Source organism: Aquamicrobium sp. YD-1-mutant5 (genome assembly GCF_059509755.1).
Genome location: NZ_JCAKKP010000007.1, coordinates 139743 through 155402, shown reverse-complemented (window position 1 = coordinate 155402; position 15660 = coordinate 139743). Strand labels below are relative to the sequence as shown.

The window sequence follows — 15660 nt, the reverse complement described above, 5'->3', positions numbered from 1 at the left end:
CCCCGTGCCACAACGGGAAGTACGGCGATATGCGCGCCATCTGGCACTCGCTCAGCAGAAACAAATCACCCATCACGGCCTCCTTCAGCAAAGACCGTGAATCACAGATCAAACCAAATTAATAGGTCCTGAGCCTAGCCCATGCGTTCCGAGGCATAGGAGCCCGGTGATGCCGGGAACACGACGGTCTTGCCGTCGTTGAGGAACACCCGTCCGTGGATATGCGCGTGAATGGCGCGCGCAAGCACCGAAGCTTCCACATCGCGCCCCAGCGCAACGTAGTCTTCCGACGACTGTGCGTGGGTGATGCGCACGATGTCCTGTTCAATGATCGGGCCTTCATCGAGATCCGCCGTGACATAGTGCGAGGTGGCACCGATCAGCTTCACCCCGCGCTCATAGGCTTGTTTATAGGGATTGGCTCCCTTGAAGCTGGGCAGGAACGAGTGATGGATGTTGATGATCCGGCCCGACATCTCCCGGCACATATCATCGGATAGAACCTGCATGTAGCGGGCAAGAACGATAAGCTCGGCGCCGGTCTCGCGCACGATGCGCATTTGTGCGGCTTCGGCTTCCGCCTTGTTTTCCCTGGTCACGCGTATGCAATAGAAGGGAATGTCATGGTTCACGACAACCTTCTGATAATCCATGTGGTTGGAAATCACGGCCACTATGTCGATGGGCAGGGCGCCTATGCGCCAGCGATAGAGCAGGTCGTTCAGGCAGTGGCCGAACCGGGACACCATGAGGACGACCTTGCGCTTGATGCTTTCGTCGAAAAATTCGGCTTCCATCCCGAACCTGTCCGCGATCGATGCAAACCCGGAACGCAACTCATCGAGAGTGCGTCCGTCTTCGCTTTGAAAGCTGACGCGCATGAAAAAGCGGCCTGTGTGATTGTCATCGAACTGGGCGCTGTCGGTGATGTTGCAACCTTCTTCGGCCAGAAAAGACGAAATCGCGGCAACGATTCCACGGGCCGAAACACAGGTGACTCGCAGGCAGAATTTGGTCATGAATATTCGTCTTGCCGATGATGCCAACCACCGCGAATTTCCGGGTGACCTGCAGGATGAAATGTCACGGTCGCGGTATCATGCGCCAGCACTGATGACCAGCGGACAAAACACCCTGTCCGAAAAATCAGTCAAGGCAATTTACGTCTTTGAAACCCGGCTCAACCTCTGCATGCCGGCCAACATCGACCGCTCCCGTGGAGAGCGGAGCGATGGCATCAAAGTTTCAATGTAAGACATTTCGAGGGTTCGATTCACACTCCCGCCAAGGGAGCGACGTGAGCCGGCGCTCCGCGATAGTTGATTGGGGCAAGTTTCGATCCACGCTCCCGCGAAGGGAGCGACCACACCGGGGTTGGGTGTACGCCGTCTATCCACAGTTTCGATCCACGCTCCCGCGAAGGGAGCGACACACGGTCAACGAAGTGCTCGCCAATTATCGCAGTTTCGATCCACGCTCCCGTGAAGGGAGCGACCCATTCGGTTCCGAGTGTCTGCATCGCGTGGCGAGTTTCGATCCACGCTCCCGCGAAGGGAGCGACATGTCCATGCCGCAGAACAGGTCGCCGTTTACCCTGTTTCGATCCACGCTCCCGCGAAGGGAGCGACCTCCTTTTTTGGGGTGGTGTAATCTGCGAACACAGGTTTCGATCCACGCTCCCGCGAAGGGAGCGACCAGACCGGCCCAGACGACGCGATTGAGTGTAGAGGTTTCGATCCACGCTCCCGCGAAGGGAGCGACTTGAGTTTTGCTTGTCATTTGGTCCTCCATTCGCTGTTTCGATCCACGCTCCCGCGAAGGGAGCGACGTTGATCTGGTCAATTATCCTGATCAGATCACAACGTTGTTTCGATCCACGCTCCCGCGAAGGGAGCGACAAGCGGTTCGGGCGGGTCGCCTCGTACATGCCCTTGTTTCGATCCACGCTCCCGCGAAGGGAGCGACATGTGTTTTCGCTGGGCCTCGTCCATATCAATAAGTTTCGATCCACGCTCCCGCGAAGGGAGCGACCCATCGAGTGGCGAGATAAATACAAGGGGGACTGCGTTTCGATCCACGCTCCCGCGAAGGGAGCGACATCATCCACGAGACACAAACCCCGTTGTGTCTCACGTTTCGATCCACGCTCCCGCGAAGGGAGCGACTCCTTCATTTCCGGCTTTGAAGACGATGACCTGCAGGTTTCGATCCACGCTCCCGCGAAGGGAGCGACGATCCATACCATGTAAGCCGGCCCGTCAACCGGGTTTCGATCCACGCTCCCGCGAAGGGAGCGACCACGCGTGCAAAGCACAGTAGAGCCGGGCAGCGGTTTCGATCCCCGCTCCCGCGAAGGGAGCGACTAGTCTTGGGTTGACGCTCCTCAACGCGCGTCAGGTTCCGATCCACGCTCCCGCGAAGGGAGCGACTGCGTGCGAACGCTACCGATTTTAAGGTGCTGATGTTTCGATCCACGCTCCCGCGAAGGGAGCGACGTAATCAACCCAGCCTTTCATGATCGCAAGTTTGTTTCGATCCACGCTCCCGCGAAGGGAGCGACGCCAACGCGGGAGGATCGAAATGGTTCGGAAAAGTTTCGATCCACGCTCCCGCGAAGGGAGCGACTCACGATCCTGCGCGCGGCGCTGTAGTCGCTCTTGGTTTCGATCCACGCTCCCGCGAAGGGAGCGACAAAGTAACGCTCTGTATCCCTCCAAGACACCGGGGTTTCGATCCACGCTCCCGCGAAGGGAGCGACTTCCGTCATAGTCAGTCTTTGCCCGTTCCGTGAGCGTTTCGATCCACGCTCCCGCGAAGGGAGCGACGTCCCGCTGAACGCGACGACATGCCCGCCCGGTTTCAGTTTCGATCCACGCTCCCGCGAAGGGAGCGACGATCCGGCCCATGTCTGGTCGCGACAGCGTGAAGGTTTCGATCCACGCTCCCGCGAAGGGAGCGACCATTCCGACGTCTTGCCGATGAGATTTTCCGCATCGTTTCGATCCACGCTCCCGCGAAGGGAGCGACATTCGGCATGATGGCAGTCGAAGCGATCATTATCGTTTCGATCCACGCTCCCGCGAAGGGAGCGACGAGGCCCAGTGTGCTCTTGCCCCCAGCTCGCGCTGTTTCGATCCACGCTCCCGCGAAGGGAGCGACTGGATGGCATGGTCGAGGATTTCTCGGCCAAATGGTTTCGATCCACGCTCCCGCGAAGGGAGCGACGACATGGACATGGATCAACGCGTGGCTATGCGAGTTTCGATCCACGCTCCCGCGAAGGGAGCGACCCGCGCCGTTCCAGTACGTCGAACCCGTGATACAGAGTTTCGATCCACGCTCCCGCGAAGGGAGCGACCCGGGTCCATCGGGGCAGGTAGCGGGGAGCGCTGTTTCGATCCACGCTCCCGCGAAGGGAGCGACCGGCCGCTGTTCCGCCTGTTCTGCTCGGATCGGTGGTTTCGATCCACGCTCCCGCGAAGGGAGCGACGAGTTCGACAGGATCGACCTCGGCGCCCTCCGCAGTTTCGATCCACGCTCCCGCGAAGGGAGCGACGATACGGAGACGGTGGGGAGCGCGTGAGAGGCGGTTTCGATCCACGCTCCCGCGAAGGGAGCGACTTGGCGGCATCTGCATGCTTGTTCAGGACGTAAAGTTTCGATCCACGCTCCCGCGAAGGGAGCGACGGCGGCGTCGAGCGAGGCGGTGTAAGGGGGCAACCGTTTCGATCCACGCTCCCGCGAAGGGAGCGACTCCGTCGCCTTGGTCATATGCGACGTAGTAGACACCGTTTCGATCCACGCTCCCGCGAAGGGAGCGACCCGCGTCATAGATCGCAAATCCGCCGACCACCACAGTTTCGATCCACGCTCCCGCGAAGGGAGCGACGCCGGTCATGTCGCGGCCGACTGACATGTCAGTCGTTTCGATCCACGCTCCCGCGAAGGGAGCGACCGCCTGCCCCATGGTCGCCAGTTCCTCATTGTTTCGATCCACGCTCCCGCGAAGGGAGCGACGACCCGCCCGGCCCGCCTGATCCAAATACCGGCGTTTCGATCCACGCTCCCGCGAAGGGAGCGACCTATCGTCAACCGGTTCGGCTTTCCACAGCGGGGTTTCGATCCACGCTCCCGCGAAGGGAGCGACGCTCTGCAACTGACCGCCGAACACAGCGAACCCCGGTTTCGATCCACGCTCCCGCGAAGGGAGCGACGATTATGGTGGGGAGTCACGGGCAAGTCGGCTGATGTTTCGATCCACGCTCCCGCGAAGGGAGCGACCGGCGTGATCGGTATCGAGCACCCGACAGTTTATGTTTCGATCCACGCTCCCGCGAAGGGAGCGACACGAAGGTTCCACGGGTGCCGCAACCCCCATGTGGTTTCGATCCACGCTCCCGCGAAGGGAGCGACAATCGCCGCGGATATCAGCAGCGTTAGCCATACGTTTCGATCCACGCTCCCGCGAAGGGAGCGACATTCCGACTCGGTCGCCGCTTCTCCAATTCGTCCAGTTTCGATCCACGCTCCCGCGAAGGGAGCGACAACCACGCGAGCTTGAACATTCCACCCTCGCGAGGTTTCGATCCACGCTCCCGCGAAGGGAGCGACGTATGTGTTGCGCGACCCTGATCATTGCTGGATCGTTTCGATCCACGCTCCCGCGAAGGGAGCGACCCGCCATCGAGGGCGAGCCAGACACCGAGGTGGAAACCGTTTCGATCCACGCTCCCGCGAAGGGAGCGACTTCTCAAGGGCTCTTGCCTGCGCTTTACTGAGCCGTTTCGATCCACGCTCCCGCGAAGGGAGCGACCGCCAGTCATAGAGCCGCGCGCCGCGGAACTCGAAGTTTCGATCCACGCTCCCGCGAAGGGAGCGACGCCCATAGGCGCGGCGTCATGACAGTTCCTCGCGGTTTCGATCCACGCTCCCGCGAAGGGAGCGACTAGATCCTCGCCAGATCATCATGCGTCCATCTGGGTTTCGATCCACGCTCCCGCGAAGGGAGCGACCGCGCGCGGCTGATAAATGCCAAGCACAACGTGTGTTTCGATCCACGCTCCCGCGAAGGGAGCGACCCCGTCATCCGAAAGCCATCTGCCTCAGTGATCACGTTTCGATCCACGCTCCCGCGAAGGGAGCGACATGTCCATTGGGCCTTTCGGCAAGCTCACGGTTGAGGTTTCGATCCACGCTCCCGCGAAGGGAGCGACTATACAGGGCGCAAACCGCGACCAAGCTGTTGACGTTTCGATCCACGCTCCCGCGAAGGGAGCGACTGGCGACGGCCAAACCCTTTCGACGCGAGTGCCGTTTCGATCCACGCTCCCGCGAAGGGAGCGACAGGGTAATTCCGGGTGCCGCGATGTCGGTTTCGAGAGGTTTCGATCCACGCTCCCGCGAAGGGAGCGACCGTTGTCAGCCGTCCCCGATCCGCTGTTAACGGCGTGTTTCGATCCACGCTCCCGCGAAGGGAGCGACGTTGTCAGCCGTCCCCGATCCGCTGTTAACGGCGTGTTTCGATCCACGCTCCCGCGAAGGGAGCGACAAGAATAATCCAGGTCGCTCGCCTTGATGTTCGGGTTTCGATCCACGCTCCCGCGAAGGGAGCGACATGGTCAGTAGCCCCCGATGCCGCAACCTCGTAGCGTTTCGATCCACGCTCCCGCGAAGGGAGCGACTCCATTTGCCGCTGGACGGCACCTTGTCGGTGACGTTTCGATCCACGCTCCCGCGAAGGGAGCGACCAACTCGAGTTATGTTCCGACAGGTGCCGCAGAAGTTTCGATCCACGCTCCCGCGAAGGGAGCGACCTGCTGCCGCTTCCCACACGACTATTGGCTGAGTGTTTCGATCCACGCTCCCGCGAAGGGAGCGACACATTCCTTCCGGGGCTTCGCCCATATCGTCAAGGTTTCGATCCACGCTCCCGCGAAGGGAGCGACCGATGCGATCATCGATATGGCCGCGTCAGCACTGGTTTCGATCCACGCTCCCGCGAAGGGAGCGACAACGCCTCAATCGGCCGAAGTCCGGTAAAAAACAGGTTTCGATCCACGCTCCCGCGAAGGGAGCGACTTGACCGACATTATCGGCGTGAACCAATTCCGACTGTTTCGATCCACGCTCCCGCGAAGGGAGCGACACGGACAGAGCCCTATTGCTCGTCTACGACGTTGAGTTTCGATCCACGCTCCCGCGAAGGGAGCGACTTCAGCAACTCGGATCGCGATATCAGCAATAACGTTTCGATCCACGCTCCCGCGAAGGGAGCGACGACAGAGAGTGGTCATTGTCAGGGTCCATAAAAAGGTTTCGATCCACGCTCCCGCGAAGGGAGCGACAAAGGCAGCAAGAATTTTCACAACATAGTCAGGGTGTTTCGATCCACGCTCCCGCGAAGGGAGCGACTTCCGCGAACACGATGCGCCGACGTCCATAGACCCGGGTTTCGATCCACGCTCCCGCGAAGGGAGCGACATGCGCGCCTCCCGTCCTTGAAAGCACCAGAGTGCGTTTCGATCCACGCTCCCGCGAAGGGAGCGACAACCCTCGCATAAAAAGCCTCCTGGCCGCCTATCGTTTCGATCCACGCTCCCGCGAAGGGAGCGACCGTAATCTATGTAATTATTTGTTTTCAAATTGAAAAGCGGTTTGGAAATGCGAGCCTTCCTGTAATGCGGCAGGCAACTGGCAACTCTGGTGAGATGTCGTTCGGATGTTTAACGATTTCAAAGAGCTGGCCCGTTTGCGAACCTTGCGGGCGGAACCGGCACGCTTGGGGTTCGCAAAAGCGTTTTCAGATCACCTGTCAGATGATCAGAGGCCCGTTGAGGTCGGCAGCCGGTTTGGCGCCGACATGCTCTACCTTCCGTGCCCAGTTCGAGCCAAGATAATAGTAGCGCAAGGAATCCAGTTCCGGACGGATAATGAGTTCAAGGCGGGCTTTCAATTTCGTCCACTGCGCAGGATCCACTTCGATCTCGAAGACGGAAAACTGCACCCGTTGCCCGAAATCCTTGCAGGCGCGGGCCACCTGGCGCAGGCGCTTCCTGCCGCCATCTTCCGTCGTGTTCACATCGTAGGTAACCAGAACAAGCATGTCAGGTCCAGAACCATGGCGGGTAGGCGTCAATGTCGCCGCGCAGGTGGCGTGCCAGCATTTGTGCCTGAAGCCATGGCACGAGGCCGAAAGGTGCTTTCTCCTGCAGAAAGGGATGCTGGCGCTCTTCCTTCTTTCGCTCCTGCCACGCGGTCAGAACTGTCCTGCGTCCTTCGTCGGAAAGCAGAACCGCTCCGCCGTCCAGATGACGGAAATCGCCGGCCCGGATCTGGCGCCGGTTCACGAGTGAAAGTGCCAACCTGTCGGCGAGCGGCGCGCGCAGTTCCTCCATCAGGTCGAGCGCGAGGCTCGGCCGGCCGGGACGGTCGCGATGGAGAAAGCCGACCGCTGGATCGAGCCCGGCTGTTTCGCAGGCGGAGCGGCAGTCATGAGTGAGAAGCGTGTATAGAAAGGATAAAAGCGCGTTCATGGCATCGAGCGGCGGCCTGCGCGATCGGCAGGTCCAGCGCAGTTCGGCATCGGGAGAGCGAATAAGATGGTCGAACACCCCGAAATAGAGGTTGGCGGCTTCCCCTTCCGAACCGCGCAGCCGGTCGATGGAATCGTCGGCGAACTGAATCCGGCGAAGAATGGCCGCCATTCTGTCCCCAGCGTGCTCCAGTTCGGTGCGCGCAGGCGCCCCCATTTCGGTGCCATAGTCGCGAAGTGCACGGCGGATGACGGCACGCTGATTGGCGATCTTGCCCATGACAATAGAGCGAACGATGTCCTCCGCCTGATCGGCCGCCTTGTATTGCGCCCTGCGCAGGAGAACATTTCCCGTGACGGGGCCTTCGATGCGGGCCTGAAAGCGGCCGGCGCGGTCCATCAGCGAGATGGTTATGCCCCTTTCGGCACAGGCACCGATAAGCGCTGGTGAGATCAGGATAGGGCCGAAAGTGACGACAGAAGCCAGCATGTGAAGCGGAACGCGTGCGCGTTCGACGCCATCAACGTCGGCGACGAGGTTTTCCCCATCCTTCTTCAGCGCGGAGCCTTCGGTGGTGACATAGACGGTGTTGAGAAGCTTCTTCATTCCACGCCCAGAACGAGATCGAGCATCCGGTCCCGCCATTTGCGAACCGGGCGGGCAAAGGTTTCGGGGCGGCACAGCTCAATCAGCGAGCAGGCGCAGCAGCGCGACTTGTGTGGTGTCGGCGCGGGCGTCTGACGAGTGTCGAATACAAGCGAAAGTTCCGTAACGACCTGTTCTGTAAGAGCGCGCAGATTGTCGTCGAACGGCACAACAACGCGGCGCTTTGTCTGAGCGTAGAATAGCGCGCCCTCCGGCACGTTGGTGCCGGTCATCTCTTCCAGGCAAAGTGCCTGGGCGCAAAGTTGCACCTCGTCGGCGCGGTGAAGCTTGGGCTTGCCGCGTTTGTATTCGACCGGGTACGGGACCTCGCCCTGCGGCGTGGGGTGAAATTCGACCAGATCGGCCACGCCCGTCAGGTTCAGGCGTCGGGAGGCAAGCGGAAGCGAAAGCACCCGGCGCGCACCGCGCGTCTTGCGGCTGCCGCCCTTGTCGGCAACCGCATGCAGCACGTCGCCTTCGGCGGTGAAGCGGTTTTCGGCCCACAGCCTTTCGATATGAATGAGGGCAGCCTGCCTCAGGCAATAGACTGCGTGCTGCAGCGCCGAAAGGGGAATGGGGTTCTCCTCGGCGTGCAGCAGGGTGCTCATGATCAGGGCATTTCGAGGATTTCGATGCCGGGAGGCAGGGCGTCGCGGTCTATGGATATGAGGTAATCCTCGAACTTGCGTGCCGGACCCAGATTGCCGAGGCCGCGATCATCCACCTGACGGAACTCGCCATCGACATTGCGGCCGATTTTCACACGCTCGAACAGGGTGTGGGCGGGGGCATTGCCAAGGGCGTTCTCGTGCCGGAAGACGACCAGCTTGCGCGTCGTCATTTCACCTCGGGCGGCGGAGCGGTCATGTTCGAACATGTTCTGCAGCGCTTCGAACAGTTGCTCCAGATCCACCTCGGAAAAGCCGGTGCGCTCCGCGAATTTCGCGGAAACGAAGCCATGCGCCACGTAAAGTCCATAAGGCACGATGTGCTTGCGGCCCATCGTGCGATTGTCGGTACGCTCGTCGCTTTCGCTGCCTTCGGCGGCTTTCTTCTTCTCCGCCTCGTTGGTGGCGGCCATGCGCGTGATGGTGATCTCGGCCGGAAGGATGGGCTCCACGGAATTAGCGAAGGTGATCTGCACCGGGCCCTTGACCTGACCGCAGTTGATACCGGTGGACATCACGGCGCCAAAGGTGCGCACATCGTAGAAATTGGCACACATCCAGTCACGAAGCTTTTTTGCCTCGTCATCATTCTTCGGATTCAGCTTTGCATCGGTTTCGGCCTTCTTGTCATCCGGCCGCACGGCAACATAAGCCTGCCTGTGCTTTTCATTCAGGATTGCTCCTTCCTGAACATAGATGTGCTGGCCGCTCTGGCCTTCTCTGGCAAGCTCGACATAGTTGCGGATCTTGCGTTTCAGGCTGACGTCCGAAACGAGGCCATGGCTGGTTTCGGGGTCAAGACGCGGCAGATTGCCGGCGTCCGGATCGCCATTCGGGTTTCCGTTCTTGACGTCGAAGATCAGGATGAAGTCATGGCGGCGGGAAAGGGTGGTCATTCATCTGCCTCCGTCGGGTCAGTTTTCTTGTCGTCGCGCTTGCGGAAGAATTCGCTGCGCTGATGGTAGTAACCGATGCCGAACATGGCCTGTTCGGCGGAGTTGAGCGAAACCGGAATTGGGTCTCCCACCGGGTCCATCAGATCGGCAATCGCCATTATAATTTTGTCCAGATTCACCGCCCGGCCCGGATTCTGTTTGCGAAGTTTAGCGAAGTGATCTTTTGAGCCGTCAGCGAGCCGAGGGAAAATCTTCTGGGGCGTGACCGAGGCGGAACCGTAGAACTTGTCCTTGATGGTCGCGTTGATGTTGCCGCCGAGCGCGGCACGCTGGACTTCCTCATAAGCGGCGAACAGCCGCCCAAGCACATAGCCCTTGTTGTCCTTGTAGGCGGGATTAAGCGCCACGGGGGCCTCCATGTTCAGGTTGCGGGTGAGAACGGATTTGAGAATGGCTGCGCGCAGTGCATTGACCTTGCCGTCTGCGCGGATGCGGGTGAGCGCCATGGTCAGAAGCGTGAGCGGGTAGGGCGCTCCGGTCAGGATCGAGCGCATCCAGTCGCCGGCCAGATTTGGCGGCACATTTTCGCGCTTGCCCAGCACCGCCAGATCGTTGAGATAACGCCACAGCGGCGGCCAGCCATCCGGCGCCGGTTCTATGGCCATCTCCTTCAGATATTTCTGGTAGTTGGCGGTCAGTTGACCAAAATCGTCTTCCCAGTAGAAGCGTACGGAAAGTCGCGCTGCATTGGGTGACAAGCCCAGAACATGAAAGCGAACGCCGGGGTCGATCTGCGGCAGCACTTCCGTGAGTTTTCGGCCCTGCCTTATGCTTTCAAGCTGGGTGGCGAGAATTTTTGTCTGGAGCTTGTCTTCGGTTTTCGATGTGTATTCCACTTCGCCCGTATCGAACATGGCGGCAAAGAAGGATTCGGCCAGTTCTGCCGTCTTCTTCTCCGCGTCGGCCCAGAATACTGTCGAGGCATCCCCGATCTGGATGCGGTGCCCGCTGTCCTTTTCCAGAAAGCGATTGAGTGCAGTGGTGTAGGCAAATACCGCAGCTTCGGAGACAGGCGCATTGTCGCCCTGTTCGTGCCCGTAGGAGGTGAAGGCATCGAGGTTGAACGAGACGAGGCTGGCACCTGACGATTGCGCGCCCCACACACCTTTGATCGATGGATGCAGCCGTGCGGTAGCTGTCCGTTCTCCGCTTACAAGGCAGATTTGCGGGGCAGAGGCCCCGGCAGCGCCGATGGCGTTCCATGCTTGGCGGGCGACCGGGCGATCATGCAGGAAGCACTCGCGATACTCCTCAGCCAGAGCGAAGACGATGTTCTGGTCGCGCATCTCTTCCGGCCAGAAGGGCGGCACGAAATGTTCGGGACGCCAGCTTTCCAGAAAGCGCAGAACTGCACGGAGCCCGACATCGTCGGTGTCGGAAAGCCATTCGGCATGTGTTTCCCGGAATTTCGCATGCTCATCCGCAGTGCGCTTGCCTTCGCCCGCCGTTACTCCGAGCACATAGGCGGACTTGTCCCAAAGAAAGTTAGGCGCGATTCCCACGGTGCGCTTCACAGCCTGCGGCACCAGAACCATTCGCGGGCTGCGCTTCCTGTCGTCGCCGCGCAGGTCAATGACCTCGGCCACCGTTCCGTCGCGGTTCAGTACGATGCAGAACCCGATTTTCTCGGAAGAAAACCCAAACGGGGGAGCCTCAGGCAGGCGTTCATAGGAGCGCACCAGAGAGGCGATCATGCTCATCGCAGGATCTCCGGGCTGTCGGGTGCGGGAACGTCCATTACCCCATCGGTGAGCGATGCCCGAAAAAGCAGGGAAGGGCGTCCCGGTGCCTGATGGTCGATATCCCACAACATCATGCCAAGATCGCGCGGGATGCCGCCGAAGCCATGCTGCGCATTCACCATCTCCGGGTCGCGTTCGGGGAGGAGGGCGCCGGGGGCAACAAGCTCGAAATGAGCCGCGAATTCGCGGGTACCGAGACATGGCTGATTGAAGCACTGCCCGCGCACGGCGCGGCGGTTGAAGATGTCGAGATGCTTGCCCTCGGTATCGTCAGAGCCGGCCTTCGCCGTCATCTCGAAATGCGCCTCGATGACGTAGGCCGGTGCAACCAGAACGGTCGAGGCCCGCTGCTGGCGGTCTTCGTCGACCAGAAGCTGCAAGCCTGCGAGATCGCCGCGGTTCATCGCCTGCTTGATTTTTCCGGCGGGAGCCTTGTGGCCGACTTCGTTTCGGCGGATGGTCTGAAATCGTATTGGCTTCAGCACATGGATGCGGTCGATCACCCAGCGGATGGCCGGCTTCCAGTGTATCGCTTCAAGAATACCGCGCGCCGCCGAAGGCGTCATTACATCGAAACTGTAACGCTCAACCTTCAGTTCCGGACGCGTAAACAGTGCATGCTGCCCCCAGACATGCAACCGAATGCCATATGACATGATTCCCCCAAGTACCTGAATGCAACTTATCCGATAAAAATCTTCTGGCAACGGATTTTGAAGGTGCGTTGTTTCCGTGGGCAGTTGAGGATGAGACCGGTTCGGGATTTTCCCGAACTTGCTTTTCAATCATATAATGCCGCCCTCAATGCCCAGATAAGGTGCGTTTTCCCACATCAGCCCGACGTCCTCCCGGTAAAGCCGTTCATTGTCGAGTACGCAGAACTGATCGCCGCGCTGCGCCTTCGCATGGAAGCTGGCGTGGCCGTTGGCAATCAGCAGCGTCCGGTCCTTCTCCGGTATCTGAACCGTGTAGCCTTGCAGAGCGCGGGCGAGTGTGCCCGAGGAAATTTCGGGTACAGATAGCCGTCTGATCTCGTGCTGCGCATTTTCTTCAACTGCGACGATAACCGGAACCATGGCAGTTTCGATCATACGGAACTCATCTGCGATCCTGCGGAACGGAAAATCCGTTCCGCCGAGCGTAAACAGGAAGTCCGTGACCATCTTTTTTCCAAGGCGCTCGTCTGATTGCTTGAAGTAGACCTCTTCAAACCAGTCGCGAATAGCCTCGGGCGAAAGCAGGTCGTCGTAGTTTTTCGCGGTGCTGCGCATGGCTTCGGCGAGTGTTTCAATTTCGCGCTGTGGCTTGTGCTCGGGTGCTGAAAACAGGGTCAGTGTGCTTTTGTGTACTGGCCGCTTGTTCTCCCGGTTGACACGGCCCGCCGCCTGCACGCAGGAATCGAGCCCCGCCTCGGCCCGCCAGCCAACAGGGAAATCGACATCTACACCCGCCTCGATCAGGCTGGTGGCGATCAGCCGGCAGGCTTCTCCTGATTCCAGCCGCCGCCTTACTTCATCAAGAATGCGCCGCCGGTGGGTCGGATATTGGCGTGTGGTCAGGTGAACAATGCCCTCAAGCTCTTCTGCGCGCGCGGCCTGATAGAGTGCCAGCGCATGCTTGCGGCTGTTGACGATCACCAGCCCTTGCGATTCCCCGCGCATCGCGTCGATGAGTGCTGCATCGTCCATCTCGCCACCACGCCTGATATTGGCGCGGCGAAGTTCGCGGGCCAGTCCGGCAGGATCGGGCGCAAGCTCCCGATCAGCCAGCGACAGCCCCCATTCCCTGAGTTGCTTGCTGTCGAATGCCGGTTGCGTGGCCGTGCAGAAGACGATGGTGCAGCCATAGTGCGTGGCCAGCGTGTCGAGCATGCGCAGCGCCGGCAAAAGCAGCTTGCGTGGGAGGCATTGCGCCTCATCCAGAATAATGATGGAGCCGGTGATGTTGTGCAGCTTGCGGCAGCGTGAGGGGCGGGCGGCAAACAGGCTTTCGAAAAGCTGAACATTGGTGGTCACGACAATGGGTGCCGCCCAGTCTTCCATGGCCAGTCGCAGCCGGTCGCGCTGCTCCGAGCCGTATTTTTCCTCCTCGATCGAGGCGTGGTGCTCCAGAACGACATCATCGAATATCCTGCGGAAGATGCCTGCCGTCTGCTCGATGATCGAAGTGTAGGGAATTGCGTAGATGATGCGCCTGTGTCCGTGCCGTGCGGCGTGATCCAGCGCAAACCCCATCGATGCCAGCGTCTTGCCGCCTCCGGTGGGTACGGTCAGGGTGAACAGGCCGGGGGCAAGCGCGGCCTCTGCCCGAACGTGGGAAAGAATCTCTCTGCGCAGACGGTTCAGTCTGCATTCGCCGGAGAAGCTGGCTATATGTGCATCGAAAGCGGCGGTCAGATCGGGCAGAATGTCAGCGAAAGCCGGCCACGCCCGATCATGCTGGCGATTCTCGATTTTGTCATAAAAGCCTTCCGTATCGCGGAAATCGGCATCCACGAGGCATGAGAAGATCATGCGGATGGCGACGGAGAAGTCGAAGCCTGCATGCGCCGGCCTCATGCGTGCCATGATTTCCCGTGCCGCGGGCTCGAAGTCTGGCCTCTGAGCCTCAATAATGTCCTTTGAGATCCGATCCCTGTCGTTTTTGATGCGATGTTCAAAACTTGCGGCGGAGGCGTTGTGACGATCCGGCAGTCCTGCGTGATGGCCAAGAATGGTATAGGCCAGCGCCTCGGCGACAAGACGCATCTGTTTTGGAACACGGTCGAGCAGCAGGCGCGCACCCGCAGTGGAGTGGGTGACTTCAACTTTCTCGCCTCGCAACACGCGGTCGAAGTCCGGCGTGTATTTGCCGAAATCGTGAAACCGGGCGGCCAGCTCTGCCGCCGCGCCAAGGCCAAGAGGTGTGGCGCGTTCTTTGGCAAGGCGGGCGCAGGCCTCATGGTGGTCTTCCAGCAACTGCCAGTCGCTGCGATCGGCCTTTGTGCCCGAATGGGCGTAGTATTTTACTGTCATCGTCCCTCTGCGATGATGGCGAGCAATCGCGCGCATCAATCCGAGGTTGCGCCATTTGGGTGGGCGATGACAAGTGGAGCGCCTGCACGTACGACAATAGTTTTCTGGCCACCAAATTCCTGAACTTGTCCTATGGTGCGCTGCGCGGCTTTGCGCTAGAAGCCGGCATTTCGCCTATACAAGGTTCCGTGGAGTTGGACATAATGCTGAGAGGCTCGCTTACCGCGCTCGTTACGCCGTTCGATCAGGACGGGCGTTTCGACGAGAAAGCCTTTCGCAACCTTGTTGAATGGCAGATAGCGGAAGGAACGACAGGCCTCGTGCCGGTCGGCACCACTGGCGAGTCGCCCACGCTCTCGCATGAAGAACATCGCCGGGTGATCGAGGTCTGCGTCGAGGTGGCGAAGGGGCGGGTGCCTGTCGTTGCCGGAGCCGGGTCGAACAACACGAAGGAAGCCATCGGACTGGCCAGCCACGCCGAAAGCGTCGGTGCGGATGCCGTTCTGGTGGTCACGCCCTATTACAACAAGCCCACGCAGCGCGGGCTCTACGAGCATTTCGCGGCTGTGGCGCGGGCGACCAGCCTGCCGATCATCATCTACAACATTCCGCCGCGCTCGGTCATCGACATGACACCGGAAACCATGGGCCGTCTGGCGCATGATTTCCCGAACATCGCCGGGGTGAAGGACGCGACCGGCAAGGTCGAGCGCGTCTCGGAGCAGCGCGCCACCTGCGGCAAGGATTTCATCCAGCTTTCAGGCGAGGATGCCTCGGCGCTCGGCTTCAACGCGCATGGCGGTGTCGGCTGCATATCCGTCACCTCCAATGTCGCGCCGCGCCTGTGCGCCGAGTTTCAGCAGGCCACGCTTTCCGGCGACAGCGCCCGCGCGCTGGAATTGCAGGACCGGCTTTTGCCGCTGCACAAGGCGATCTTCGTCGACACCGGCGTGGCCGGAGCGAAATATGCGCTGTCGCGGCTTGGCCGGATCGCCAACGTCGTCCGCTCCCCGCTGGTGACGGCCGAGCCGGAAACCGAAGCGAAGATCGAGGCGGCAATGAAAAGCGCCGGCTTGATAAACTGAGGCCGATGCGCCATCTGT

The 15660-nt window shown here is 60.3% G+C and carries 10 protein-coding genes and 1 CRISPR repeat array; of the genes, 2 read left to right on the top strand and 8 right to left on the bottom strand.

The genetic code is table 11. The features are described 5' to 3' along the window. Nucleotides 1–134: 134 nt before the first annotated feature. On the bottom strand, nucleotides 135–1019 hold the full coding sequence (gene purU, locus AC5XE7_RS12670) for a formyltetrahydrofolate deformylase (RefSeq protein ID WP_495366295.1): 885 nt from the start codon (nucleotides 1017–1019) through the stop codon (nucleotides 135–137). Here purU and AC5XE7_RS12665 point away from each other — a divergent pair. Further along, nucleotides 1018–1254, top strand: coding sequence for a hypothetical protein (locus tag AC5XE7_RS12665; protein ID WP_495366294.1), 237 nt, complete (start codon nucleotides 1018–1020; stop codon nucleotides 1252–1254). The genes purU and AC5XE7_RS12665 overlap by 2 nt on opposite strands. A gap of 11 nt (nucleotides 1255–1265) precedes the next feature. After that, a CRISPR array of direct repeats spans nucleotides 1266–6613; the repeat unit is 32 nt; unit sequence GTTTCGATCCACGCTCCCGCGAAGGGAGCGAC. A gap of 198 nt (nucleotides 6614–6811) precedes the next feature. Here the strand turns inward: AC5XE7_RS12665 and cas2 are convergent. The 7 genes from cas2 to cas3 form a co-directional block, all read right to left on the bottom strand. Then, nucleotides 6812–7102 carry a CRISPR-associated endonuclease Cas2 gene (gene cas2, locus AC5XE7_RS12660; RefSeq protein ID WP_495366293.1) on the bottom strand — a complete coding sequence of 97 codons (291 nt, stop codon included), beginning with the start codon at nucleotides 7100–7102 and terminating at the stop codon, nucleotides 6812–6814. A gap of 1 nt (nucleotide 7103) precedes the next feature. Then, nucleotides 7104–8138, bottom strand: a complete 1035-nt coding sequence (cas1c, locus tag AC5XE7_RS12655) for a type I-C CRISPR-associated endonuclease Cas1c (RefSeq protein WP_239798377.1) — start codon at nucleotides 8136–8138, stop codon at nucleotides 7104–7106. Continuing rightward, a complete protein-coding gene (gene cas4, locus AC5XE7_RS12650) occupies nucleotides 8135–8785 on the bottom strand; it encodes a CRISPR-associated protein Cas4 (protein ID WP_495366292.1) in 651 nt (216 codons plus the stop codon). Before cas4 ends, cas1c begins: the two co-directional genes overlap by 4 nt. Nucleotides 8786–8787: 2 nt before the next feature. After that, entirely contained in the window at nucleotides 8788–9741 is a 954-nt protein-coding gene (gene cas7c, locus AC5XE7_RS12645) for a type I-C CRISPR-associated protein Cas7/Csd2 (protein WP_495366291.1), read from the bottom strand. Beyond that, nucleotides 9738–11501 carry a type I-C CRISPR-associated protein Cas8c/Csd1 gene (gene cas8c / locus AC5XE7_RS12640; protein ID WP_495366290.1) on the bottom strand — a complete coding sequence of 588 codons (1764 nt, stop codon included), beginning with the start codon at nucleotides 11499–11501 and terminating at the stop codon, nucleotides 9738–9740. Before cas8c ends, cas7c begins: the two co-directional genes overlap by 4 nt. Then, nucleotides 11498–12199: a type I-C CRISPR-associated protein Cas5c gene (cas5c, locus tag AC5XE7_RS12635; RefSeq protein ID WP_495366289.1), complete on the bottom strand. Its 702-nt coding sequence runs from the start codon at nucleotides 12197–12199 to the stop codon at nucleotides 11498–11500. The genes cas8c and cas5c overlap by 4 nt, the downstream gene beginning before the upstream one ends. Nucleotides 12200–12328: 129 nt before the next feature. Then, nucleotides 12329–14557, bottom strand: a complete 2229-nt coding sequence (cas3, locus tag AC5XE7_RS12630) for a CRISPR-associated helicase Cas3' (RefSeq protein ID WP_495366288.1) — start codon at nucleotides 14555–14557, stop codon at nucleotides 12329–12331. Between the two features lie 203 nt (nucleotides 14558–14760). Here cas3 and dapA point away from each other — a divergent pair, with 203 nt between their 5' ends. Further along, nucleotides 14761–15642: a 4-hydroxy-tetrahydrodipicolinate synthase gene (gene dapA, locus AC5XE7_RS12625; RefSeq protein ID WP_239798383.1), complete on the top strand. Its 882-nt coding sequence runs from the start codon at nucleotides 14761–14763 to the stop codon at nucleotides 15640–15642. The last annotated feature ends 18 nt before the right edge of the window (nucleotides 15643–15660 follow it).